The sequence below is a fragment of the Tildeniella sp. genome (assembly GCF_059505325.1).
In genome coordinates, this window is sequence record NZ_JCACKI010000033.1 from 26518 (window position 1) to 50729 (window position 24212).

Sequence of the window (24212 nt, forward strand, 5' to 3'; positions counted from 1 at the left end):
TGCACTAAGGGCTGTCATCAATTACGACTACGCATGACTTGCAACAAGGGTTCCAGCCCCTAGCCTCGTGTGTTGGAGCGGGCGCGATCATGCTGAGACCAAGGTTTTGGAGCTGAATTAATGACGCGACCTAGGGCTTTTTAGCACTTTGCTGGAGTTGGCGAGTTTCTTCAAGTAGGGTTTGTACGTCAATTTCAGTCGATCGCTTCACGTAATTCAATTTCAATTCTTCGAGAAAGTCATGGATGAGAATTTTCAATTCATCGGTGACGTTTTGTTGTTGCACTTCGTTGCCCAGTGCTTGTCCAAAGTTTTGCACCAGGCGATTGGTCAACTCGGCTCCGATCGGATCTTCGAGTGCAGTGGTCAGCGTGCTGTAGGTGGCTTGTATCACTTCGGTGATGAGGCGATCGATCAATTGAGTAGGCACTTCCTTCAATCCAGGCACAGTTTTGAGCGTTTGATACGCAGGCGCTTGGTTGAGTACGGCTTCAATATTGTGCCGCAGTAGTGCCTCAATATCGGGTTGCACTTTGGGCAACACTTGATAAACCGTCAGCTTGATAAAGAGGGAAACGAGTTCGGTGATTTCATCCACATTGTTGACGGTGATCTGGTTTGTTTTTGGCTGTAGCAGCCAACGCACGATTTCGCCCTGACGAATTGCCTGCTGCACCTGGTTCAACACTTGCACAACAACGACTTCAGTGAGTTCTTCGGCGATACTGCCGACAAAGCCCTGTGTTGCTTGTTCCTTTAGCCGTTCTAAATCAATGAGGTGTGCTTGATGGAGGCGAATGGAAACGGGAATGATGCGTAGCCATGCCCAGGGGTAGAACAACACTCCAAACGGAAAAAACAGGAGGACATCGTACCAGCGCCAGAAGATGGCATCGCGCCAACTGATGCTTTTGAACTGACGGCTGATATACCACGTACGAGCAAGAAATTCGATCGCAAACAGAATCACAAAGGGTGCATCTAACAGCCAAAAGTTATTGGTAAATTCACCGTTTTCTTCGATCGAACGGTAGTAGTTAGTTTGCATTAAATCTCGAATGCGAGTGTCAAACCACTTAAGCTCCTGTTGCACACCAGCTTGAGTCAAATAGTCTGGACTCCAAAAGAGAGCAAAGGCTGTTTGTGCCGATCGCTTCGCCTTTTTTTGGGTCGCTTCTTGAAAGGCACTGCGTTTGGCTGGATCGGTGCTGACGATACGGGCAGTCACTGAGGCATTGTCAACGTAGAGGCGATCGCGCATTCGATCTTTGATTTTTTCCAACGTACCGCTTTTGTTGGCGACGGTGAACCAGTTGGCGGAAATCATGCGCTCGCTTTGCTCTTGCAGGCTTTTTAGCGTTTGAACCGTAGCCGCTGATTGCAAGCCATTTTGCTGAATTTGTTGTTCCAGTTGGTTAACGGTTTCTAGATATGCTTGAGTGTCGCGGTATGCCTCAATGCCTTTGACGCGATCGTAGCAAGCGGTAATCAACGTTGCCTTGTCTGGAGTTTCGCCTAACGGCTTACACGCTTCTGGAGCGGGCGGCATGGGCAAGGTGACGGTAGGCAGCAACGGCAGTTTTACCTTGCCCAGTAGCCAAAAGTTGCGGAGTGGCACGTAACTGAGATCGAAGAGTACCAGTCCCAGGTTTGCTAGAGCCACGATCGCCATCACCCGCTCAAACCACAGATTTTTCCGACGATTGAGAGATGGCTGTTGCGATGGTAGCTGAGGCGACATAACGAGACTTCGATCGGGTCACGTTACATCGTACACTGCTGACTGCCAGCGCTTCCGTCAGCGCATTATAAGTGTTGCTACACCATCAAAGCAGATGTCGTTTTAGCGTAGATTTGGACACGATTGCCTCTGGTATTTGGTTTCCAAGTGTGTCGATGTCGGTACATTTTCCTGCCTTGAGTGCATAGCCTCGTAAAATGGGGCATCGCTTCATACAGCGATGTTGACGAATTGTTTGGGTTGCTTTGCTGTATGGCTCGATCGGTTAGATTTGGGCAGCCAGATATTTTTATTTGAAAATTAGAAATTGAGTAACTAATGCAACGACTGTTTTTTGGTTTTGAGTGTGGGGTTTCGATCGCAGGTGCCGTTTTCTGCTTACTGCCACAAGCACTGGCGCTCTCTCCAATTGGTTCAACCTCGGCGGCACGTACCGAAGCACTGATGGCACAGGTACCGCCAAATCCTGGTCAAAATCCGCCGTCACAGCTTCCTGATCCAAGCCAGCTTGCGCCTGATCCAAACCGCGATCGCCTGATTCAACCTGTTCCCACACCGTCACCGCCAGAGCAGATCAAGCCCGTCTTGCCGCCCACACCGACACCATCGCCAGCAACACCGCCTGTACAACCGTCGCCGACCATCACCCTTACCAAAATCGAGGTCATCGGCAGCACGATTCTTGGCACCAAGGAACTTGAGCCAATCACGCAACCACTAGAGGGTAAGACGGTCACGCTGGAACAACTCAGACAGGCGGCAGATGCGATTACTCAGCTTTATCTCGATCGTGGTTACATTACATCGCGGGCAATTCTGGTAGATCAGACCGTGGCGAATGGGGTTGTACAAATTCGAGTCGTGGAAGGCTCACTGGAACGGATTGACGTTGAAGGCACACAGCGGTTAAACCCCTCCTACGTACGCAACCGAGTGCAGCTTGGCGCAAACCCACCGCTCAGCCGTGACAAATTAGAAGATCAGCTCCGATTACTTAAAGCCGATCCTTTGCTTACCAACGTGGAGGCGAGTTTGCGACCGGGCACCCAACTGGGACAGAGCATCCTGATTGTGAGGGTGACAGAGGCAACGGCGATCGATGGGTTGCTGCAAACCGACAACTACTCACCACCCAGCGTCGGTGCTGTACGACTGGGTGGAGCCATCAGCTATCGTAATTTGACAGGTCTTGGCGATCAGCTTTCTGCGTCCTTCTTTGGTACAACTCGTGGTGGTTCGGGTGCCTTCGACTTTAACTATACGGTTCCCATCAATGCCATGAATGGTACCGTGCAGCTTCGTGTTGCACCCAGCAGAAACCGCATTATCGACCCTGACTTTAGCGCACTCGATATTCGTGGCGAGACGACGCTGTACGAATTGAGCTATCGTCAGCCGTTGCTTCGGACACCGCGCGAAGAATTTGCCCTCTCAGTTGGGTTTGCCATTCAGGATGGGCAAACCTTTTTGTTTAACGATTTGGGCTTCCCGTTTGGCATTGGTCCCGATGCGGATGGCAATAGCAAAACGCGTGTTCTTAAGTTTGGGCAAGATTACGTGAAGCGTGACCCGCAAGGAGCCTGGGCGCTACGATCGCAATTCAACCTGGGCTTGGGCATTTTGAATGCGACCGAGAATGATTCTCCCATCCCAGATGGGCGATTCTTGAGCTGGTTGGGTCAGGCACAGCGGGTGCAGCGGTTGGGCACCAGCAATTTGCTCATCGCTCAGCTAGATTTACAGCTCACGCCCAATAGTCTTCTGCCCTCTCAACAGTTTGTGATTGGTGGCGGGCAATCGTTGCGCGGCTACCGCCAAAACGCTCGTTCTGGCGACAATGGGTTCCGCTTCTCCGTTGAAGATCGCATCACGTTAGCACGCGATGAAGCCGGATTGCCAAACTTTCAGCTTGCACCATTTTTTGACATGGGTGCCGTTTGGAACCAGGCAGATAATCCCAATCCGTTACCGTCACAAACATTTCTCGCCGCGATCGGTCTCGGTCTCCTCTGGCAGCCACTGCCGCGTTTGAATCTTCGGCTTGACTACGCTGTGCCCTTTGTGGATTTGAGCGATCGTGGCAACGATGCTCAGGACGAAGGCTTCTATTTCAGCCTTAGCTATCAGTTTTAAGACAAATGTAGCAGTCCCAAATCAGTTGTGAGCGGAGCTTAATCATGGAGCAGTCAGCGGTCAGCCATCAGCTTTTCTCTAACCGCTGACCGCTGATCGCTGACTGCTTGCTATCAATATTGCTTCTCATAATTCATTTAGGATCGCTATACCTTGATCAACCGTCTTTGCTTTGCCCAAGTTTGCTTTGCCCAAGAACTAGATACCGTAGAAAAACCGGAAAAACGGTCAATTCTTAACTATGATCGAGACGTTTAGGGTTGTAATGTAAAGCTTCTATAAAGCTGCTGCGTAGCACGATAGAGCCGAGGTAGCGCTCAAAGACGGTGGCAATGGGTTTTAGCGTCGATCCCAAACCCAGCTTAAAATGAAGCGGAGGGTGGCTGAAGAAGTTGTTCTCCGCATACACTCGAAGGGCAAGAATCGAAGCGAACGTGAGGTTGTCCGTCCATGAATCACCCTTCTCCAACGTCGGTTACGTCGAACCCAATCAAGTTTGGTACAGATGGCTGGCGAGGGCTGATTGCCGCAGACTTCACCTTCGATCGCCTGACCCTTGTGGCACCACTGGCGGCTCAAGTGCTGGCGGATGTCTACGGTAACGCCACCACTAATCGGTTGGTGATTGTGGGATACGATCGGCGCTTTTTGTCCGAAGAGTTTGCCCTGGCAACGGCTGAAGCGGTGAGAGACGCTGGCTTTGATGTCATGTTGTCAGACGGCTATGCCCCAACGCCTGCGTTTAGCTGGGCTGCTAAACAGTACAGCGCGTTAGGTGCGCTGGTCATCACTGCCAGCCACAATCCCGGTAGTTACTCTGGCTTAAAAATCAAAGGTGCCTTTGGTGGTTCCGTCCCTCCTTCTGTGACGCAGCAAGTAGAAGCGCTCCTCGCAGAAGGAAAGACGGTTGAAGGTACGCCGGGTTTCCTCCAGTCGTTTGATCCCTGGGAGGGCTACTGCAACGGGTTAGAAACGAAAGTGGATATTGCAGCGATTCGGCAGGCAATTCAGCAGGGCAAGCTGACCGTGTTTGCAGATGTGATGCATGGAGCCGCTGCGAGTGGGTTGGAGCGATTGCTGAAGACACCGATTCGAGAGCTGCATAGCGATCGCGATCCCTTGTTTGGCGGTGGCGCACCCGAACCGTTACCGCGCTATTTGGGAGACTTCTTTGCCCACATCCGTGACTATCGTCAGGAAAACCCAACTGGGCTGGCAGTGGGGCTAGTGTTTGATGGCGACAGCGATCGCATTGCGGCTGTCGATGGACAGGCGAATTTTCTTAGTTCGCAAATCCTGATCCCAATTTTGATTGAGCATTTGGTTGCCAATCGTGGCTTTAGTGGTGAATTAGTCAAGACCATCAGCGGTTCTGATCTGATGCCCAAAGTGGCAGCACTTTACAACTTACCTGTCTTTGAAACGCCCGTTGGCTACAAATACATCGCCGATCGCATGTTAGAAACACAGGTGCTGCTGGGTGGCGAAGAATCGGGTGGTATCGGCTACGGCAACCACATCCCTGAACGTGATGCTTTGCTGTCAGCGCTCTATGTGCTGGAGGCGATCGTTCGTTCCGGCTTAGATCTAAGTGATCTGTATCGCAAGCTGCAAGAGCAAACGGGCTTTTTCTCTAACTACGATCGCATTGATCTTCCCCTTGCAGGAATGGATGTGCGGGCAAAGCTGCTCCATCAACTGCAAACCAAGCCGCCTGGTGAAATTGCTGGACATGCGGTGATTGGTTGTCTCTCCGTCGATGGTTACAAATTTCGCCTTGACGATCAAAGCTGGCTCCTGATCCGCTTCAGCGGCACTGAACCCGTTTTGCGGCTCTATTGCGAAGCCGCAACGTTAGAGCAAGTTCATCAAACGCTTAATTGGGCGAAAGACTGGGCGAAGTCAGCGTAGATCACAACCTATGCGCTTCGCTTGAGTGCGGTATGAGTTTTTAGGGTTTAAGGCAGAGGGCAGAAGAAGTGCTGATCCGCAATTAAGCGCGAGTTAAAGTACCTTTAAACGGGTAGCGCTGATTCTGCTTGATGTGGGATTGCTGCGCCCGCGTAAACTAAGCCCCGTTGTAAATCGAGGGTGACAATTTCACCGTTGCGGATTGCCGAGGTTGCGTTTTTCACGCCCACGATCGCAGGAACACCCAACCGCAGACCAATCACAGCCGCGTGACTGGTGAGACTGCCATCTTCCGTAATAATGCCAGCGGCTTTACGAATCGCTTCAATTAAATCAGCGCCCGTGTGTTGCGCCACCAAGATTTCGCCTGGGCAAAAGTGGCTAATGTCTGCGCTGTTATGCATGACTCTAGCTTTGCCACTAATCATGCCTTGACCAATACCGACCCCTTTGCCACGAACCGCAGTTACGACCTCAACTTTAATTAAATCAGTCGAGCCAGAAACGCCTTGTAAGGTACCAGCCGTCAAGACGACTAAATCGCCTTCACTCAGGAGGTGTTTCTCTTGCGCTACGTTGATTGCAGCTTGAAAGGTCTGCCCAGTCGATGGCAAATCCAGCACTAGCAAGGGTTTTACACCCCAGACAAGCTGAAGCTGCCGAGCCACATCAACATGGGGAGTGATGGCTAAGATAGGCTTGGTTGAGCGAAATTTGGAAACATTGCGCGCAGTCGCTCCGGTCTTCGTCAGGGTCATGATGGCAGCCGCATCTAGCTGGTCGGCGATTTGGCTCACGGCATGACTGATCGCATTGGGGATCGATCGCCCACTGTCTTCGATCGCCCGTTTCCATTTTTCCTGCTCAATTCGCACCGCAATGCGAGCCATGGTCGCCACCGCTTCGACCGGATGCTTGCCAACAGCCGTTTCATTCGACAGCATCACGGCATCCGTACCGTCCAAAATCGCATTTGCCACATCAGAAATCTCAGCGCGAGTGGGGCGGGGGCTGTGCACCATGCTGTCTAGCATTTGAGTCGCGGTGATGACCGGAATGCCCATCCGATTTGCGGTCAAAATCAACCGCTTTTGCAGGACAGGTACATCTTCGGCAGGGAGTTCCACGCCCAAATCGCCCCGTGCGACCATCACCCCGTCACTGATGGAGAGAATCGACTCCATCTCTTGAATTGCTTCGTGTTTCTCAATCTTGACGATCACGGGCACATTTTTGCCCGCACTGGCAATCAGCTCTTTAATTTCCAGCACGTCCTGCGGATTCCGCACAAAGCTGAGCGCGACCCAATCTACGCCCTGATCCAGCCCAAACGTCAGGTCTTTGCGGTCTTTGTCAGTGAGCGCTTTGATAGAAAGGGAAACACCCGGAAAATTGACCCCTTTGTTGTTGGAAAGTGTGCCACCGACAACCGTGACGCAGTGGAGTTCGCGCGCGGTACGATCGACTTTTTCGACAAACATTTCCACTTTGCCATCATCTAGCAAAATCACCGAACCTTCCGGCACTTCGTCTGCCAGCGGTTCGTAGGTGATGGCACTCATGGTCTGAGTGCCTTCCATGAGCTTGCTGGTGAGAATAAAGCGATCGCCCTTGTTCAGCACAATCGATCCATCTTTGAACCGTCCTAGCCGAATTTTGGGTCCCTGCAAATCTTGCAAAATGCCCACTGGCTGATTCAGTTCAAACGAGGTTTGGCGAATCAGGCGAATACTGCGCTGGTGATCCTCATGTGTGCCGTGGGAAAAGTTGAGGCGCAGCGTGGTTGCTCCTGCCTCAATTAGCTCACGTAGAACCTCTGGACTACTGGTCGCTGGACCGATTGTGGCAACAATCTTGGTGCGGCGTTGGGATTTTTGCAGCGGCATGAAGGTCAATCTCAGAGGAATTAAGGAGGATGCCAGGGGCGAACTGGCACGGGCGGAATCAGTCAATGTATCTGACTAGCGTCAGTTTGCCGCATTGTATAGCGTCCATGCAAGTGTCTGGTCGAAAAGGAGTAGTTGATCGGTTGTGATTAGACAGGGTTTGCAACAGGAATGAGGTTGGTTTCCGAGACGTACGGGTAGTAAGTAACGATGCTAATTTATGGTCACCATTCTCTGATGGCGATCGCCACACCCCGTTTGAGCGCGTCTGGTAGGTCGCTATGTGCTAACCGCTGTAACTGTTGATGAGCAGTCTGGGCATCCAGGGCTTTAAGCGCGGCAATGGCATGAAGTCTTACACTCATCTCTTCATCCGCTAAAAGCTGAATCAGGGTTTCGAGCGCGGTTAGCTGTCCCAACGCTCCCAGCCCGATCGCGATTGTTTGTCTGAGCGTCGGCTGTTCAGTGGCAAGTGAGGTATCAAGCGCAGCGATTAAAATTTGAGCGGCTTGCGGCTTGCAATCTACGGTTTCCCACCGTCCTACCGCTACGATCATTGCCTGATAGAGTGACATCGACGCTGGCTGGTTGAACAGGGACAATGCTTGTTGCAGGTACTCCAGCGCGATCGTGCTGCCAATCCGGGCAAGTGACCAAACAAGCTCAAGCTGCAATGGTTTTGGGGTCTGCGGAGACTGTAAGACGGCGAAAAGCGCGTCTGCCGCTGCATCGGTGCCCAGCCGTCCCAACGCGATCGCTGCTTCAGAGCAAACGGCTGAATGCACGTCCTGAAGGCGATTAGAGAGAAGCTGGACTAAATCGAGTTGCAGCGTTAAGTCGTTGCAAAAGCCCAACTCTTCGACAGCAGCCTGTCTGACGGTGGCTTGCTCGTCGTACAGCGCGTCTACCAGCGCCGACAGCACACGGGGATCATGAAAGCTGCCCAAGGCTCTAAGCGCGACTGCCCGCACGCTTGGGTCGGGATCAGTCACCACTGTTAAAAGGGGAGCGATGGTTTCGGAATGGCGAATATGTGCCAGCGATCGCACAGCAAAAAGTCGCGTGTTGTCCTGCGCGATCAAGTCTGTCAGGGCAGCGATCGCCGCCGTGCCCAGGGTTGCCAATGATTCAGCAGCAATACTGCTAAGTTCTTCACTAGAAGTAGTTTGCAACAGATTCATCAACGCTCTGACGACATCAGGATGGCTGTAGCTACCGAGAATGCGGGCAGTAAACCACCGCGCTTCCAGATCGGCTTCGTCATCTTGGAGTAAAGCAAGCAGCGGCGCGATCGCACGATCGCCGAAGGCAGGCAAGAGTTTTGCAATATCCCACCGATCTTGAAAGTCGCCCGCTTCAAGGACAGCAATGGCTAACTCTAGAAGACGCGCTGTGGTGCTGTCGGACAATTCTGTGGTGCGATCGACCAGCAACTGCTGCAAGCGTTGATGCAGTGAAGACCAATTGCCCTGCTGAAACGCTGCTTCGGCTCGCTCTAGTGCGTTTGACATACATTCAAACCCATTATCTGTATGAACCGCCAGCCTGTCTGAACCACAAAAACATAGCACCAGTCTAAGGAGGCTAGACCCCTACGATAGAGGAAGCTCAATGAAACGGACGATCGCAACGGCAGTGCTATGCGGAACACTCCTACTCGGTGGGCTGACCGCTTGTTCGCAGCCTAATGCTTCCCAACCACCCCCAGCAAACAGTACGTCATCGAGTGCGCCACAGTCAGACAAGGTTCAACCAGACACGACTCAATCGTCAGAACGCGCCCAGAGACGTGAAGCAAGGCGTAAACAGATTGAGGCAGTGCTGACACCAGAGCAGGTACAACAATTGCAAGCAAAACTGCAACAAGGCACCAGAATGCGCGAAGCGATGGCAAGTTTAAACCTCACGTCAGAACAGAAGACCAAAATTCAGGAAATCATGAAGTCGGCTCGTGCTCAGCGATCGGAACAAGCATCATAAGCGATCAGCTATCAGCGGTCAGCATCTGACTGGTGAGAAACAGGCACTGATGCAACATTAAAAGTGGAATCCGAAATTAGTAAATAGTTTAATTCTGCATTGTCCTACAGGCTGACCGCTGACCGCTGACCGCTCAATTCACCTATGCCACTACCGCTGGGCGAGTCGCAGAAGGACGACGATCGATCACCTGATCAACCAAGCCATAGTCTTTTGCTTCTTCGGCAGACATGAAAAAGTCGCGCTCGGTGTCTTCTTGAATGCGATCGATCGACTGCCCCGTATGCTCTGCCAGCATCTCATTGAGCCGCTGCTTGTGGTACAAGATTTCTTTTGCCTGAATCTCAATGTCAGTCGCCTGACCCTGTGCGCCACCCAACGGTTGGTGGATCATAATGCGAGAGTGGGGCAGGCTCATGCGCTTGCCTTTTGTACCCGCACTGAGTAAGAAGGCACCCATGCTAGCAGCCAACCCAACACAAATCGTCGAGACATCAGGACGGATGTGCCGCAGCGTGTCATAAATGCCCATCCCTGCTGAGACTGAGCCACCGGGAGAGTTGATATAGACATAGATATCTTTCTCTGGATCTTCAGCATCCAGAAAGAGCAACTGAGCCACAACCAAATTCGCCAAATCGGCATCAATCTGCTGACCTAGAAACACAATCCGTTCCCGCAGCAGGCGCGAGTAAATGTCAAAGGCGCGTTCGCCCCGACCAGATTGCTCAATGACGGTAGGAATCATGGTGCTTGCTCTCGATTCGTTTTCCTCATTCTACCTATTTGAGGGGTAAGCGGTGAGGAGGGTCGCTTGCTTCCGCTTTGCGGTCGGGTGAGCAGTAGAGTTGGTGTTCCAGTCCTATGTGCCTGCCGCACTTTCAGCAAAGACTATGATTGGTTCTTGGCTGGCAATGCCTTGTGTGACTTACGGCTGTCGCCATAAAAGTTAGGACATTAGGATTAAAGGGTGCGTGGGCTTTGCCCCAGCTAAGGGTTTCACCCCTTCATCCCGTCCTAACTCATAGAACTATGGCTATAGCTGTAACGATCGCAGGAATCTGTAAACTTAAGCTATAGGCGTTAGGTCTATGTGGGCAAGATAGCATCATAGATCTGAGAAGTGGCTGCTGGTATTGCTTCGGTTGTCACCCTAAAACCGACCCAAACAAAATATGCCTGTGCTAAACCAATCTTTGCCGCTACTTATTCCTGAGCAAACCGCAAGGGTCATCATTTTCGACTTTGATGGGACGATCGCCGACTCATTCGATGCCGTTTTTAGCATTAGCAATCGGTTAGCCGATGAGTTTGGCTACCCATCCACACCGCTAGAAAATGTGAATGCTTTGAAGAATTTAAGCTCTAGAGAAATTCTTAGGCGATCGAAAGTATCATTCTTCAAACTGCCTTTTTTGCTCCGGCGCTTACGCAGCGAACTCAATCAAGAAATTGCTCGACTCAAGCCGATTCCTGGTATCAAAGACGCACTGTTAGAACTCAAGCATCAGGGACATCACCTCGGTATTGTTACGTCTAACTCCAGGCAAAACGTCGTTGCGTTTCTGGAGGCTCAAGACATGCGGGAACTGTTTGATTTTGTTGATTCTGGGCTAACGCTCTTCGGCAAAGGCAGGATTATTCAACAAATTCTGCGTCAGAAGCACATTGCTCCAGCGACTGCCATTTATGTTGGCGACGAAACTAGAGATGTAGAAGCCGCCCGCAAAATTGGCATCAAAGTGATCGCAGTGTGCTGGGGGTTCAATTCCTGCGAAGTGCTGGCAGCGCAAAAACCAGATTTTATCATTCACAAACCCGCTGAGCTTGCTACTGTGATGACCCATTAAAGCGGCTCACCGCCTTCTATGAACAGGCAAGCTTCGGCTGGGGCGGTCAGCGGTCAGCGGTCAGCAGCAAAAACGAATCTGTAGGGCGATTTTATAGAATTGGTCTTACTCAATCAACCCGGATGGTGGCGTAATTTCGATGCGGCGCTGTTGTAAATCAACCACGGGCACGATCGCGTCTACAAAAGGAATCAACAGCGTTTGGGCTTTCTTTGCGCCTGTTTGACCGCGTTGCACTTCCAAAAGATCGTTGCCTGCCTGGACGATGCTGACAACAGTGCCAACCACCACTTGAGTCGCTTGATCAAAGACTTCCAGACCAATCAAATCGAGTATGTGGAATTCGCCCTCTTCTAAGGGGGGACGATCGCCTTCTGGCACAAACAGTTGACCATCTCGCAACGCTTCAGCCTGAGTGCGATCGGTCACGCCAGCAAACTGCACCACGTATAGCCCTTTACCGTCGAGGTAGCGCCCCCGGATCAGCTCAATCGGTTCTGGTTGCGTGGAATGCGATCGCAACAGCCAACGTGTTCCTGGTGCCAAAAAACGCTCTGGGAAGTCCGACTCTGGATACACTCGCACCTCGCCTTTCATGCCCTGAGCAGCGACAATTTTGCCGATTGGGAGGAAGTGTGGGGTGTGGGGGGTAGGGTGTGGGGTGTGGGGTGTGGGGTGCTTGCCTTCTGCCTTCTGCCTTTTTACTTCTGCCTTTTTACTTCTGGTTTTGGCTCGTTTTCTGGTGCTGTCTACGGCTGCGGTTGGTTTTACTTCTGAGTTGCGATCGCTCACGGTGCCACCACTGATTGCTGTTGGTTGACCGCTGACTGCTGATACACTTGCTCTACTACCACTGCTAACCGCTTCATGGCTGTTTCAAGCGCTCGATCGCTGCCAGTCAGACTAATGCGAATGCACTGGCGAGTGTGCTCCCAATTGTCCCGCAATCCAGGGAAGAACGAGTTGCCGGGAACAACAATCACGCCGACCTGCTTCAATGCCTGGTAGAGTTCCCAATCAGTGATAGGCAAGTCTTTGAGCCAAAGCCAGGAGAAAATGGCACCTTCACCACGATGCAAAAACCAGGGCACATCGGGCATTGCCTGATCGAGGGTCGTTTCAACAATCTTGCCTTTTTTCTGGTAGAAAGGGCGAATGACGTTAGCGGCGATGTCTGCTAACGCACCGGAGTTGATGGCACGGGCGGCGATCGCTTGACCATACCGGGGCGAGTGAATACACATGTTGGTTTGGAAGCATTCCAGCACCTCAATGAGTTGTTCGTCGCCGATCGCAATACCGATGCGTTCTCCAGGCAACCCGGCTTTAGAGAGGCTCATACAGTGCAAGATATTTTCGCCGAACAGCGGTGTCATCTCAGTAAAGTTGAGCGCTGGAAACGGCGGGGCGTAGGCAGAATCAATCAGCACAGGGACATCGTAAGCTGCCGCCATTGCCACAATTTTCTGCACTTCATCATCAGTCAGCACATTACCAGTTGGGTTACAGGGGCGGGAGAAAAGAACGCAGCCAGTATCGTCGGCGATCTCGAGCTGGCTAAAGTCCGGACGGTACTTGAACCGATGCTTGACCGTATCCACATCAAGTGACGGCTTGTAGGCAAAGAGCGCTGCTTGAGTCAGCGCTACGCCACCATAGCCTGTGTAATCAGGGCTAAGTGGTAAAACGATTTTTTTCAAGGTGCCGCTGGTCGTGTAACCACCGAAGGCATTTGCAGCATAGAAGTAGAGGCTCTGGCTACCGGGTGTGATGAGAATATTGCGTGCGGTTAGACTCAACCCGTAACGCTGGTTAAAGTCAGCGACAACAGCATCAATTAGCGGTTGGTAGCCCTGACTTGCACCATAGCGACAGACAACTTCGCCATACTCAGAACTTGCCAGCAGCGCAGCCGTACAGTCTCGCCAAAGTAGTTCGACTTCGGGCAGAATGAGCGGGTTGCCTGCGCTTAGATTGATAAATTCTTGCCCTGCGCCCGATCGTAGCGTCTCCACAATATCTTTCATAATCGCCCGCACGCCAGTCAAGCGGGTCATTTCATTGCCAAGTTGAGTCAGGGCAGGCTTCATAGGACGAGTGTAAGGTACGTGAGCGCTAACCACCCATACTACCGAATTGAACGTACCGCTTGCCAGCTTGCCAACGATTTCAGTAGGAATCCATCTGTAACGTTCCTATGTAGAAAAATGTCTATCTATCAAGATGAGGAAAGTCTACGATCGCACATTCAACCTGTGGAAGATGTGTTGGTATACTCACACGTATATCTTCGATTGATAGATCACAAAATTCGTATGGAGTGCTAGTGATGAATATACTAATGGTTGCCGATGCAGTCGGCACAGGTATGCAGTTTCCGGTTTCGTTCACGGCTGTCTATGTGGTCGGTTTTATTGCAGCAGTGTCGATCGGCTCGATCGCCTGGTACAACTCTAAGCGTCCGCCCGGTTGGGAAGGCAAAGATCGCCCTGACGCTGTGCCTGAAGTGAAGAAAGAGGAAACGCCTGGTCTTTGACTTAGATTGCTCGATAGCTGGGCATAATTAACTGTAGGATGGGCTAGAGCAGCGTAACCCACGCGGACGTTGGGTTTGCATTTCAACAAAACCTAGGTCACTTTGAATTTAATTGTGTCTCCCTGCGTCAAGTGCCAAACAGGGGGCTATGAGTTCAGGGTGGAGATCCAGCGCTGATAAACGCTACGAACTGCTGTCAGCACTGGACTCTTACCGGACTCAGATGTCGCTTGTGTAGGGTCTAGCGACTGCAAGTTTGCGAGCAGTTTCGCTTCAGCACTGTCCACCATGCCATCGCTATAGATCAATCCACTAATCGCTTCGATTAGTTGCTGGCATGCATCAGACGTAGGATGTTCGCCCAGGTATTCATTGACCCAGGTGTAGCACTCTTCTGGCTTTACGCCTCTCGCCTCGTGGAGCAGCGACTGGATCTCTGGCTCGTTCTCTAAACCCTTTTCGGCAGCGACGCGATGCAAGTAAGTGCGTTCTTCTGGTTGAATTTGACCATCAATCCAGGCGACACCAATCAAAATTTTGAGTAATGGTTTCAGGTTGGGATCGGCTGCCATGAGTTTAAAGGGGTGTGAATAGGGTGGATGCGGTCAGAGAGCGGTTGATTTGCTTACACCCTACACCGTGTCTGTACCACCAACTTACTGCTTAACGGTTCTTTAGATGAGCCATAAAGAAGCCATCCATGTCGTGTTGATGTGACCAGACTTTGAGCCATCCTTCAGGCGTTACAAAGACAGCAGGAGGTGAGTCGGCTGGTGGCGGCTCGATCGCCCAATCAACATGACGATCGAGAAACTGCTGCACGATCGCCTCATTCTCCAGTGGATGTAAGGTGCAGGTGGCGTAAACTAAACTGCCAGCAGGCTTGACCCACAACGCTGCTTGCTCTAACAATTCGGCTTGCAGTTGTGTGAGCTGCTGCACCGTTTCTGGAGTCTGCCGCCAGCGCGCATCGGCATGACGATGAAGGGTGCCCAAACCAGAGCAGGGCGCATCGACAAGCACACGATCGCACTGCCCGATGAACTGCGGCAAGTTGCGGCTGTCACCTTCACAGAGTTGGATTGATTGCAGACCCAAGCGATCGATATTTTGCTGCAGCTTTCTGAGACGAGAAGCAGCACGATCGCACGCCCAGATGGTACCGCGATCGTGCATCAATTCTGCCAGATGCATCGTTTTGCCGCCCGGTGCTGCACAGGCATCAACCACCATTTCTCCAGGCTGCGGATCGACCAGATAGCCCACTAACTGAGCGCTGCTATCTTGTACAATCCACCAGCCGTCAGCAAACCCTGGTAGCTGCTGAATCGCTCCTGGTGCGTCTGGCAAGCGCAGTGCTTGTGGAAGGTGAGGAATGCGGCTTACCGCAATGCCTGCTGCCTGCATTGCCGCCTCAACGGTGTCAATTGAAGCCTTAAACGTATTCACCCTCAAATCAATATGTGGTGGCTGGTTCATCCATTGGCACAGTTGCTCCGTTGCTTCTAACCCCAACTGCTCTAGCCAAAGATTGACGATCCAGTCAGGGTAGCTGTGCAGAATGCCCAGGCGATCGACGTCAGACGGATAAAGGGAAGTAGGGAGTAGGGAGTAGGGAGTAGGGAGTGGGGAGTAAGGCATTAATGGTTGTAACGTTTCTTGGTTCTCCTTCTGCCCACTGCCTCCCGCCTCCTGCTCTTTCGCCGCTAATCGAATGTATTGCCGCAGCAAACCATTGACGAATCCTGTTAAGCCAGCAAACCCGTTTTCTTTCGCCAGATCAACAGTCGTGTTCACTGCTGCGGAGGCTGGGACCTGGTTCAAATAGCGCAGTTGATAGAGTCCCAAATGGAGGATGGCACGTAGATCAGCAGGCTGCTGTTGGGCAGGCTTTTTTGCCAGTTGATCAATCAACGCATCCAAGGTGCGCTGTCTGCGAACGCTGCCATAGACTAGCTCGGTCAGCAGGCGACGATCGAGCAGGTTACTTAGCTTTGCCTGACGCAGCGTTTTGTCGAGCGCTACATCGGCGAAGGCTCCTCGATGCACCGATCGCAGCGCCAAAAAAGCCAACTGACGAGGATTTTGAGTCACAACTGTCGTTTAAAACGCCTTTTTCAGGATAACAGGGTGGTTCCAAGCAGGTTGTCGATGCGTGAAGCAACCCCGTTGTCAGGTGTGGCGATGAGGAGTAGGGTGTGGGTAGAATGTGTCCGATTACCGCATTGTCGCCAGAGCTAGGATGAAGCAAGAAGAGAATGAAGCAGCCAACATCTAACCTTCAAAACCCTTCAGCGCAATCGCATAAAGCATCCTTGGCGATCGCTAAACAACACGGTCAGGTTTACAAGCTCAAGGCGCTGCTTCTTTTGACAGGGCTGATTTTGACGATCGAGCCTGCCCAAGCGCTACCTAGCCCAGACGATACGCCGGAAGAAGTGCTGCGATCGGAAATTATCACAGGTGCCCGATCGCCGATCGATGGCAAACCTATCACTGCAAGCGAATATGCCCAACTCCAGGCAGAACTGCAAGAGCCTGGACCGTCTCGACCGCAAGTAGGGCGATCGCTCGAAAAGAACCTCAATCTGTTGCGTCTCCGCAAATTCATCAAAACGTTCTTTCCTTTCTTGCCAGTGCCTTAGGTTAGTAGACAGCTATCAGCTATCAGCTATCAGCTATCAGCTATCAGCTATCAGCTATGAGTGCTCAGTTATATACTGACCGACGATCCAGTCTTTGAAGCTGGTTAGCATTTGCTAAACAGTCACTGCACGCTTTGGCATTAGCCATCAGCTACATCCTTTTGCTGACCGCTGACCGCTGACCGCTGACCGCTGATAGCTGACCGCTGACCGCTGACCGCTGATAGCTAAATCCACTCAAAAGTCCAACGAACGAGAGAGGCGCTAAAGACGTGATTTCACCATAACCGTAGTAAGGATTCGGAACGAATGCTCCTTATGGTGGTGCTCTGCGTTCATCCTGCCACTGTCATACACGCCAATTGGGGTAAGCAGAGAGTTATGTACGACGAGCCAGTTCAGTTGGGCATAAAGGCACAGGATACGTCGAATGCGCGATCGCCGCAGACGACCACGATCGAACAAAGTTTGTTGTACGAAAAGACCACACCGCCGATCGCCCTTAAGCTGTCTAACAGTACGTTGATTCTGGTGCCGTTTGGTCTCGTCCTGCTGTGGACGATCGCGCTTTTCTACGTGAGACAACAGGCGAAGCGACAGAACAACGCGCTCAGTAGAGGTGATGGACGCAAACCGCTCAACCGCTTGCCTTGCCGCAACTGCATCTTTTTCAAAAACAACCCTTACCTGAAATGCGCCATTAATCCGATCGATGCACTCACCACAAAGGCGATCGACTGCACAGACTACACGCCTGACTCGCTCTCTCGGCATCAGCGGTAAACAGATTCCTGTTAGAGAGGGCTACAAGCTTCGCTGCGTAGGGATTTATGCGCTCCTGGCGAACGAGTGTCATCGCTCCGATTTAATGAAGTTTTGCAAATTTGAGGCTGAGCGATCGCTCACTTAAAGCGCGGCAAATGTAACGAAAACTTGAATTATTTTTATCAAATTGTGTCGGATAGCTCCCAGAACGCTTATGTGGTCTGGTTTTCTGGTACAAACGTGTGTGTGCGATTATCTTAACAGTCTGCGTTCAGCGTCAATCGTCTTGATTCTGATGTCCTCTCCAGGCTAAGCGCCTTAGTCGAGGCTTCGGATTGCCTGCTCACGCCTGACCGTTCTACCTCGCGCATTACCAGATAAGGAGCTTAACTGCATGTTCACACACGTCAAGCCCACCATCAGACACGTTGCACCCGATGATTTGCGGGGACGCGCTCTGCTACGCGTGGTCTATGTCGTGCTAGAGCCTCAGTATCAAAGTTCGCTTTCGGCAGCGGTGCGCGCCATCAACCAGAATCACCCCACTCTGGCTGTCGAAATTAGCGGTTACTTGATTGAGGAACTCCGCGATTCAGACAATTACGAAGCCTTTAAGCAAGACATCTCGCAGGCAAATATCTTCATTGCGTCGCTGATTTTTCTGGAAGATTTAGCAGATAAAGTGGTTGCCGCTGTCGAACCCCACCGCGATCGCCTCGACGTAGCGGTTGTCTTCCCCTCCATGCCCCAGGTCATGCGCCTGAACAAAATGGGCAGCTTCTCGATGGCGCAGTTGGGTCAGTCCAAGAGCGCGATCGCCCAGTTCATGAAGAAGCGCAAGGAAAAATCCGGCTCTGGCTTCCAGGATGGGATGCTAAAGCTGCTGAATACGCTGCCAAAAGTCCTGAAGTACCTGCCCATGGACAAAGCGCAGGATGCTCGTAATTTCATGTTGAGCTTCCAATACTGGCTCGGTGGTTCCCAGGAGAATCTAGAGAATTTCTTGCTGATGCTTGCTGATCGCTACGTCTACAAAGACATGGACACGGATAGCGGCGCATTGCAGTACCGCGATCCTGTCACCTATCCCGATCTGGGCATCTGGCATCCCTTAGCGCCCACCATGTTTGAGGATGTGAAGGAATACCTCAACTGGTTTAACTCCCGCACCGATATTTCGGCTGACCTGAAAGATCCGCTTGCCCCCTGCATTGGTCTCGTGCTGCAACGAACGCATCTGGTGACGGGCGATGATGCCCACTATGTCTCGATGGTGCAGGAACTCGAAAGCATGGGCGCACGGGTGATTTCGGTGTTCGCAGGCGGCTTGGACTTTTCTAAGCCAGTGGACGCGTTTTTCTACGATCCGTTGTCCAAAGGACAGACCGCGATCGTTGATGTCGTCATCTCCTTAACCGGGTTCGCTCTGGTCGGTGGTCCCGCCAAGCAAGATCATCCGAAGGCGATCGAATCCCTGAAGCGGCTCAACCGTCCCTACATGGTGGCATTGCCCCTCGTCTTCCAAACCACCGAAGAATGGGAAGACAGCGATCTGGGTCTGCATCCCATTCAAGTCGCGCTGCAAATTGCCTTGCCCGAACTGGATGGCGCGATCGAACCCATCATTCTTTCGGGTCGGGATGGCATCACGGGTAAGGCGATCGCCCTGCAAGATCGGGTGGAAGCGATCGCCCAACGATCGATGAAATGGGCAAACCTCCGCCGCAAGCCCAAGCTGACGAAGAAAGTCGCCATTACGGTCTTTAGCTTCCCGCCTGATAAAGGCAACGTAGGCACCGCTGCTTATCTGGATGTGTTCGGTTCCATCCATAAAGTGATGGAGGCATTGCAGCACAACGGCTACGACGTACAGGACTTGCCCGAAACCGCTGAGGCATTGATGCTGGAAGTGCTCCATGATGCCCGCGCCCAGTACAACAGTCCCGAACTGAACGTTGCTTATCGCATGTCGGTGCCAGAGTATGAGGCGTTGACCCCGTATTCCGATCGCCTCCACGAATCCTGGGGACCACCACCGGGACACCTCAATACCGATGGACAGAATCTCCTGGTCTACGGCAAGGAGTTTGGCAACGTCTTCATCGGCGTACAGCCCACCTTTGGCTACGAAGGCGACCCGATGCGGCTGCTGTTTTCCCGTTCTGCCAGCCCTCATCATGGCTTTGCGGCGTACTACACCTATCTGGAGCAGATCTGGAAAGCCGATGCCGTCCTACATTTTGGGACGCATGGATCGCTGGAATTTATGCCTGGTAAGCAAATCGGGATGTCCGATGCCTGCTTCCCCGATAGTCTGATTGGCACCATTCCCAACCTCTACTACTACGCGGCGAATAATCCATCCGAAGCTACGATCGCCAAACGCCGCTCCTATGCGGAAACCATCAGCTACCTGACGCCGCCTGCTGAGAACGCTGGCCTGTACAAAGGCTTGAAGGAACTGGGTGAACTCGTTGCGTCCTACCAAACCCTGAAAGATACGGGACGCGGTGCCCAGATCGTCGATTCCATCATGGACAAAGCGCGGATCTGTAATCTGGATAAGGATATTGAGTTCCCCGAAAGCGCGAAGGAACTGGACGCAGACGCTCGTGATACGATCGTCGGCAAAGTCTACATCAAGCTGATGGAAATCGAGTCGCGTCTGTTGCCCTGTGGTCTGCACGTCATCGGCAAATCACCCACCGCAGAAGAAGCGATCGCCACGCTGGTCAACATCGCCAGCCTCGATCGTCCTGAAGACGACATCTTGAGTCTGCCCAGCATCATCGCTCAAAGCCTCGGTCGCACGATGGAGGAGATCTACCAGGGCAGCGATCGTGGTGTGTTAGAAGACGTGCAGTTGCTTCAGGACATTACCCTGGCAACCCGTACCGCTACGGCTGCGCTCGTCCAGGCGCAAGTGGATGCCGACGGGCGTGTGTCCAGAGTATCTAAGCTCAACTTCTTCAACATGGGCAAAAAGGAACCCTGGGTAGACGCGCTACACACAGCGGGCTACACCAAAGTAGACGTGGAGCAAATCAAACCCCTCTTCGACTATCTGGAGTTTTGCCTCAAGCAAATTGTGGCAGACAACGAACTCGGTGCCCTGCTCACCGCGCTGGAAGGCGAATACGTCATCCCTGGTCCCGGTGGCGATCCCATCCGCAATCCGGACGTGTTGCCCACTGGCAAGAACATCCACGCCCTCGATCCACAGGCAATTCCCACCTCTGCCGCAGTGAAATCTGCCAAAGTGGTCGTCGATCGCCTGCTTGCTCGTCAATGCGCCGAGAATGATGGACAGTATCCAGAGACGATCGCCGCTGTCCTCTGGGGCACCGATAACATCAAGACCTACGGCGAATCGCTGGCACAGATCTACTGGATGCTCGGCGTTGCGCCCCTGCCCGACTCGCTGGGACGGATGAACAAGCTGGAATTGATTCCGCTGGAAGAACTCGGTCGTCCCCGCATTGATGTCGTTGTTAACTGCTCCGGTGTCTTCCGCGATTTGTTCATTAACCAGATGGCACTGCTCGATCGTGCCGTGAAAATGGCAGCGGAAGCCGATGAGCCGCTAGAAATGAACTTCGTCCGCAAACACGCCCTCAAGCAGTCCGAAGAAATGGGCATCAACATCCGGCAGGCTGCCACCCGCGTCTTCTCTAACGCCTCTGGTTCCTATTCCTCCAACATCAACCTGGCAGTGGAAAACAGCACCTGGGAAAACGAAGCGGAACTTCAGGATATGTACCTGGCGCGAAAATCCTTTGCCTTCTCGTCCGATAACCCCGGCACGATGGATCAGAACCGCCAGATTTTCGAGTCTGCCCTCAAGACAGCAGATGTCACTTTCCAAAACCTCGACTCGTCGGAAATCTCCCTCACCGATGTCTCCCACTACTACGACTCCGACCCCACTAAAGTCGTGTCTCGCCTGCGGAATGACGGCAAAGCGCCCACTTCTTTCATCGCCGACACCACCACCGCCAACGCCCAGGTTCGCACCCTCTCCGAAACCGTCCGCCTGGATGCCCGTACCAAATTGCTCAACCCCAAATGGTACGAAGGGATGCTCAGCCACGGCTACGAAGGTGTACGGGAACTCTCGAAGCGCTTGAACAACACGATGGGCTGGTCAGCTACCGCAGGAGCCGTCGATAACTGGGTCTACGAAGATGCCAACGACACCTTCTTTAAGGATGAGGAGATGTCGAAACGCTTGCTCGACCTCAATCCCAGTTCGTTCCGCAAAATGGTGACGACGCTACTAGAGGCAAACGGTCGCGGCTACTGGGAAACGAGTGAGGAAAACCTCGATCGCCTCCGCCAACTCTATCAAGAAGTCGAAGACCGCATCGAAGGCATCGAGTAATTGGTCGTCTTCCTAAATTGGGCATTCTGTCTGTAGGGACGTTACATGTAACGTCCCTACAGACGTTTGTGGGGGATATATGACCCAACCCAGACGACCCAATCGGGTTTCGATTCGACTACAAAATTGGGATTACGCCTCTAATGCCTGGTACTTTGTCACCATCTGCACCCGCGATCGCCAACTATTCTTCGGTGATATCGTTTCAGAGACAATGCAATTATCCGCGATCGGTGAAATCGCCCAACAATACTGGTTAGAACTTCTAGACCATTTCAACTATGTCAGTCTTGATGCTTATGTCGTCATGCCCAATCATCTACATGGTATTTTGGGGATCGATCGTCCTTCTCAAATAACAGAAAACGTAGCTTGCAAAAATGATTCCAGTCCTGTATCTACCAATTATCCAGAACACTACGATTTGGCTACAGCCATGTCAGCACTATCGCCGAAAGCTGGAACATTAAGTGTCATTCTGCGCTCCTATAAATCTGCTGTAAGCCGATGGTGCAAATTCAATGGCTATTCATCCTTTGCATGGCAAAACCGCTTTCATGAGCAAATGATTCGTGATGATGCTTCACTTAATCAAATGCGGCAATACATCGCAAATAATCCCATTAATTGGAAGCCAGAATGAAGAGCGGATTCGTAGGGACGTTACATGTAACGCCCCTACGACATGTAATAAACTGAAATGAGGTTTCTGCCATGACTACCAAGACATCAGAAGACTACATCCTGCCACCTGACTCCATTAGAACCTATCAACTCGCTGTCTACTTTGAAAACGAGTGGCTCTGGAAGGAAAAAGACCCGGTTCGTCGGGCAAATGCGTCAAAGCGACTGGCAAAGCTAACCGCGAAACTGGCTGAACTGGAAGCAGCAGAGGCGCAGAATTTCGTTGAGCAAACGGTAGTAGATGACGTTGCATAAGGTCACGTCGCCTCCGCGAACTCTATCAAGAAGTCGAAGACCGCATCGAAGGCATCGAATAATCGATCGCTTCTCTAAATTGGGCATTTTGTCTATAGGGATGTTACATGTAGCTTCCTTACAGACAGAATCAGAGGCAGAACATGGATGAACCATTAAACATCGTACAGCTACTAAAAAGCGCACCGGAAAAATTTGGTGGGAGTATTCTTTCCGTCGGGGAAGATGATTTGCTGCGAGTAGAGCAGGAGCTTGGTGTTAGGTTTCCTGAAAGCTATAGACAGTTTCTCATGTATAGCGATGGGGGATCGTTTACAGATTATCGCTTGTATTTGTTTGGCATATATGAGATTGAGTCGTTTAATCCAGATCCTGATTGGTCTCCAGATCTGCCTGGCATGATTTTCTTGGGTAACGATTGCGGGGATGATGTGTTTTACTTTGATCCGGAGAACTATCTTGGGAAAGGAAACTGGGCAGTTTACTCTGTTGGTTTGGGGGTTTGTGACTTTGAGTATTCCAGATACGAGGCTTCAAGTTTTGGCCACCTCATTGAACGAGCTCTGAATAGGGAACGTTTAGGAGAGGGGTCTTGGCTTAAAAATGATGGCACGCTGCCAAGACCTGATTAATCACCTTTTCTTCAACATTCGGTAAGGGCGTTATACACACTTAGTCAGGGTTGATCGGCGCACTGATAACATTGTTGTCAGTGCAGGTGAAGACATCGTGATTGAAATTGACCCAACTGGAGCAAGGAAAGTCCTATGACCAAACCTAACTTTGCTGCTATGTCAATCGCCGATCTAAGAGCCTATGTTCTGAGCCATCGGACAGATGATGAAGCCTTTTATGCTCTAGCCGATCGCGTCCATACAGAAGGCGTAGAACTTCAGTCTTTAGAAGATCTGACAACACTAATCGAAACCAAGCAAAAAGTCCATGAGAATCAGGCAGAGTAATTGGAAAGTGCGATTGCTCATATTTCCTCCACCGTAAAAGCGAAGTTCCGTGACATTTCTTCTGATCAATGCCAGAACAGAGAAGAACTAACTGAGGGAAAAAGATGGGTTGGTACTATGACGGACGCGGAAATCCTTCCCCTGAGACACGGGCACGTCAGCAGAGCATTCGTAGAACCAGACGTGAAGCTACAAAAAGTTGGCACCAACTACAGCGTATTCGTAAGCAATGGAAAGCTCGTCCTGCTTTCCAGCGTCCATCAAATAATCCAAAAACCGATCCAATCCGTCTTTTCTTTGAGCGGAATATTACAGAAGATAATCCTGCTTTCTTAAAGGGCTTGAAGAGAATAGTGGCTGCTTACACAGAAATGCCATCACTTTTACAATCAGTTGTTGCTGGAGTAATTGTTTTTGTGTTCCTTGTTGGTTTTCTACTTGTTATAAAAATTCTTGTTGCACTTAAGTTGGTTTAGTAATATC

Annotated in this window: 20 protein-coding genes and 2 pseudogenes; 14 read left to right on the forward strand and 8 right to left on the reverse strand. The window is 51.6% G+C overall.

The window, feature by feature from the left end:
- Positions 1-130 precede the first annotated feature (130 nt).
- A complete protein-coding gene (locus AC5JO6_RS13135) occupies positions 131-1741 on the reverse strand; it encodes a hypothetical protein (protein WP_496081517.1) in 1611 nt (536 codons plus the stop codon).
- Positions 1742-2059: 318 nt separating this feature from the next.
- Between AC5JO6_RS13135 and AC5JO6_RS13140 the strand changes: the two genes are divergently transcribed.
- Positions 2060-3874, forward strand: a complete 1815-nt coding sequence (locus AC5JO6_RS13140; protein ID WP_496081518.1) for a ShlB/FhaC/HecB family hemolysin secretion/activation protein — start codon at positions 2060-2062, stop codon at positions 3872-3874.
- A gap of 450 nt (positions 3875-4324) precedes the next feature.
- Entirely contained in the window at positions 4325-5785 is a 1461-nt protein-coding gene (locus tag AC5JO6_RS13145; protein ID WP_496081519.1) for a phosphoglucomutase/phosphomannomutase family protein, read from the forward strand.
- A gap of 104 nt (positions 5786-5889) precedes the next feature.
- Here AC5JO6_RS13145 and pyk read toward each other — a convergent pair whose 3' ends face one another.
- Positions 5890-7671, reverse strand: a complete 1782-nt coding sequence (gene pyk / locus AC5JO6_RS13150) for a pyruvate kinase (protein ID WP_496081520.1) — start codon at positions 7669-7671, stop codon at positions 5890-5892.
- 224 nt (positions 7672-7895) lie between these two features.
- The gene (locus tag AC5JO6_RS13155; RefSeq protein WP_496081521.1) at positions 7896-9182 is read right to left on the reverse strand and encodes a HEAT repeat domain-containing protein; all 1287 of its coding nucleotides are present in this window, start codon (positions 9180-9182) and stop codon (positions 7896-7898) included.
- A gap of 100 nt (positions 9183-9282) precedes the next feature.
- Between AC5JO6_RS13155 and AC5JO6_RS13160 the strand changes: the two genes are divergently transcribed.
- Entirely contained in the window at positions 9283-9651 is a 369-nt protein-coding gene (locus tag AC5JO6_RS13160) for a hypothetical protein (RefSeq protein ID WP_496081522.1), read from the forward strand.
- Positions 9652-9793: 142 nt separating this feature from the next.
- On the opposite strand, the pseudogene clpP reads toward AC5JO6_RS13160, so the two are convergent.
- A pseudogene (gene clpP, locus AC5JO6_RS13165) lies at positions 9794-10411 on the reverse strand (ATP-dependent Clp endopeptidase proteolytic subunit ClpP); the annotation flags it as partial.
- A gap of 415 nt (positions 10412-10826) precedes the next feature.
- On the opposite strand from clpP, the gene AC5JO6_RS13170 reads away from it, so the two are divergent.
- On the forward strand, positions 10827-11501 hold the full coding sequence (locus tag AC5JO6_RS13170) for an HAD hydrolase-like protein (RefSeq protein WP_496081523.1): 675 nt from the start codon (positions 10827-10829) through the stop codon (positions 11499-11501).
- Positions 11502-11606: 105 nt separating this feature from the next.
- Here the strand turns inward: AC5JO6_RS13170 and rimM are convergent, their stop codons facing one another.
- Entirely contained in the window at positions 11607-12293 is a 687-nt protein-coding gene (gene rimM / locus AC5JO6_RS13175; RefSeq protein ID WP_496081524.1) for a ribosome maturation factor RimM, read from the reverse strand.
- Positions 12290-13591, reverse strand: a complete 1302-nt coding sequence (locus AC5JO6_RS13180; protein ID WP_496081525.1) for a valine--pyruvate transaminase — start codon at positions 13589-13591, stop codon at positions 12290-12292. Before AC5JO6_RS13180 ends, rimM begins: the two co-directional genes overlap by 4 nt.
- A 239-nt stretch (positions 13592-13830) precedes the next feature.
- Between AC5JO6_RS13180 and psb35 the strand changes: the two genes are divergently transcribed.
- Complete coding sequence (psb35, locus tag AC5JO6_RS13185) at positions 13831-14037, forward strand: photosystem II assembly protein Psb35 (protein ID WP_496081526.1); 207 nt, start codon at positions 13831-13833, stop codon at positions 14035-14037.
- A gap of 146 nt (positions 14038-14183) precedes the next feature.
- Here the strand turns inward: psb35 and AC5JO6_RS13190 are convergent, their stop codons facing one another.
- A complete protein-coding gene (locus AC5JO6_RS13190; RefSeq protein WP_496081527.1) occupies positions 14184-14609 on the reverse strand; it encodes a tellurite resistance TerB family protein in 426 nt (141 codons plus the stop codon).
- A 91-nt stretch (positions 14610-14700) separates the two neighbouring features.
- Entirely contained in the window at positions 14701-16131 is a 1431-nt protein-coding gene (locus AC5JO6_RS13195; RefSeq protein WP_496081528.1) for a 16S rRNA (cytosine(967)-C(5))-methyltransferase, read from the reverse strand.
- Between the two features lie 164 nt (positions 16132-16295).
- On the opposite strand from AC5JO6_RS13195, the gene AC5JO6_RS13200 reads away from it, so the two are divergent.
- From AC5JO6_RS13200 to AC5JO6_RS13240, 9 genes and pseudogenes are all read left to right on the forward strand, one after another.
- A complete protein-coding gene (locus AC5JO6_RS13200) occupies positions 16296-16682 on the forward strand; it encodes a hypothetical protein (protein ID WP_496081529.1) in 387 nt (128 codons plus the stop codon).
- Between the two features lie 381 nt (positions 16683-17063).
- Entirely contained in the window at positions 17064-17465 is a 402-nt protein-coding gene (locus AC5JO6_RS13205) for a hypothetical protein (protein WP_496081530.1), read from the forward strand.
- A gap of 376 nt (positions 17466-17841) precedes the next feature.
- Complete coding sequence (locus tag AC5JO6_RS13210) at positions 17842-21828, forward strand: magnesium chelatase subunit H (RefSeq protein ID WP_496081531.1); 3987 nt, start codon at positions 17842-17844, stop codon at positions 21826-21828.
- A gap of 79 nt (positions 21829-21907) precedes the next feature.
- On the forward strand, positions 21908-22471 hold the full coding sequence (locus AC5JO6_RS13215; protein WP_496081532.1) for a transposase: 564 nt from the start codon (positions 21908-21910) through the stop codon (positions 22469-22471).
- 71 nt (positions 22472-22542) lie between these two features.
- On the forward strand, positions 22543-22767 hold the full coding sequence (locus AC5JO6_RS13220) for a hypothetical protein (RefSeq protein ID WP_496081533.1): 225 nt from the start codon (positions 22543-22545) through the stop codon (positions 22765-22767).
- Positions 22768-22910: 143 nt separating this feature from the next.
- Entirely contained in the window at positions 22911-23399 is a 489-nt protein-coding gene (locus tag AC5JO6_RS13225) for an SMI1/KNR4 family protein (protein WP_496081534.1), read from the forward strand.
- 49 nt (positions 23400-23448) lie between these two features.
- A pseudogene (locus tag AC5JO6_RS13230) lies at positions 23449-23538 on the forward strand (DUF6888 family protein); the annotation flags it as partial.
- Positions 23535-23729, forward strand: coding sequence for a DUF6887 family protein (locus AC5JO6_RS13235; protein WP_496081535.1), 195 nt, complete (start codon positions 23535-23537; stop codon positions 23727-23729). The pseudogene AC5JO6_RS13230 and the gene AC5JO6_RS13235, both read left to right, overlap by 4 nt.
- Before the next feature lie 104 nt (positions 23730-23833).
- Entirely contained in the window at positions 23834-24205 is a 372-nt protein-coding gene (locus AC5JO6_RS13240; protein ID WP_496081536.1) for a hypothetical protein, read from the forward strand.
- Positions 24206-24212: the final 7 nt, after the last annotated feature.

Coding starts and splice junctions, on each gene's coding strand:
- AC5JO6_RS13135 (WP_496081517.1), bottom strand. CDS start 1,741: ATGTCGCCTCAGCTACCATCGCAACAGCCATCTCTCAATCGTCGGAAA.
- AC5JO6_RS13140 (WP_496081518.1), top strand. CDS start 2,060: ATGCAACGACTGTTTTTTGGTTTTGAGTGTGGGGTTTCGATCGCAGGT.
- AC5JO6_RS13145 (WP_496081519.1), top strand. CDS start 4,325: ATGAATCACCCTTCTCCAACGTCGGTTACGTCGAACCCAATCAAGTTT.
- pyk (WP_496081520.1), bottom strand. CDS start 7,671: ATGCCGCTGCAAAAATCCCAACGCCGCACCAAGATTGTTGCCACAATC.
- AC5JO6_RS13155 (WP_496081521.1), bottom strand. CDS start 9,182: ATGTCAAACGCACTAGAGCGAGCCGAAGCAGCGTTTCAGCAGGGCAAT.
- AC5JO6_RS13160 (WP_496081522.1), top strand. CDS start 9,283: ATGAAACGGACGATCGCAACGGCAGTGCTATGCGGAACACTCCTACTC.
- AC5JO6_RS13170 (WP_496081523.1), top strand. CDS start 10,827: ATGCCTGTGCTAAACCAATCTTTGCCGCTACTTATTCCTGAGCAAACC.
- AC5JO6_RS13180 (WP_496081525.1), bottom strand. CDS start 13,591: ATGAAGCCTGCCCTGACTCAACTTGGCAATGAAATGACCCGCTTGACT.
- psb35 (WP_496081526.1), top strand. CDS start 13,831: ATGAATATACTAATGGTTGCCGATGCAGTCGGCACAGGTATGCAGTTT.
- AC5JO6_RS13190 (WP_496081527.1), bottom strand. CDS start 14,609: ATGGCAGCCGATCCCAACCTGAAACCATTACTCAAAATTTTGATTGGT.
- AC5JO6_RS13200 (WP_496081529.1), top strand. CDS start 16,296: ATGAAGCAGCCAACATCTAACCTTCAAAACCCTTCAGCGCAATCGCAT.
- AC5JO6_RS13205 (WP_496081530.1), top strand. CDS start 17,064: ATGTACGACGAGCCAGTTCAGTTGGGCATAAAGGCACAGGATACGTCG.
- AC5JO6_RS13210 (WP_496081531.1), top strand. CDS start 17,842: ATGTTCACACACGTCAAGCCCACCATCAGACACGTTGCACCCGATGAT.
- AC5JO6_RS13215 (WP_496081532.1), top strand. CDS start 21,908: ATGACCCAACCCAGACGACCCAATCGGGTTTCGATTCGACTACAAAAT.
- AC5JO6_RS13220 (WP_496081533.1), top strand. CDS start 22,543: ATGACTACCAAGACATCAGAAGACTACATCCTGCCACCTGACTCCATT.
- AC5JO6_RS13225 (WP_496081534.1), top strand. CDS start 22,911: ATGGATGAACCATTAAACATCGTACAGCTACTAAAAAGCGCACCGGAA.
- AC5JO6_RS13235 (WP_496081535.1), top strand. CDS start 23,535: ATGACCAAACCTAACTTTGCTGCTATGTCAATCGCCGATCTAAGAGCC.
- AC5JO6_RS13240 (WP_496081536.1), top strand. CDS start 23,834: ATGGGTTGGTACTATGACGGACGCGGAAATCCTTCCCCTGAGACACGG.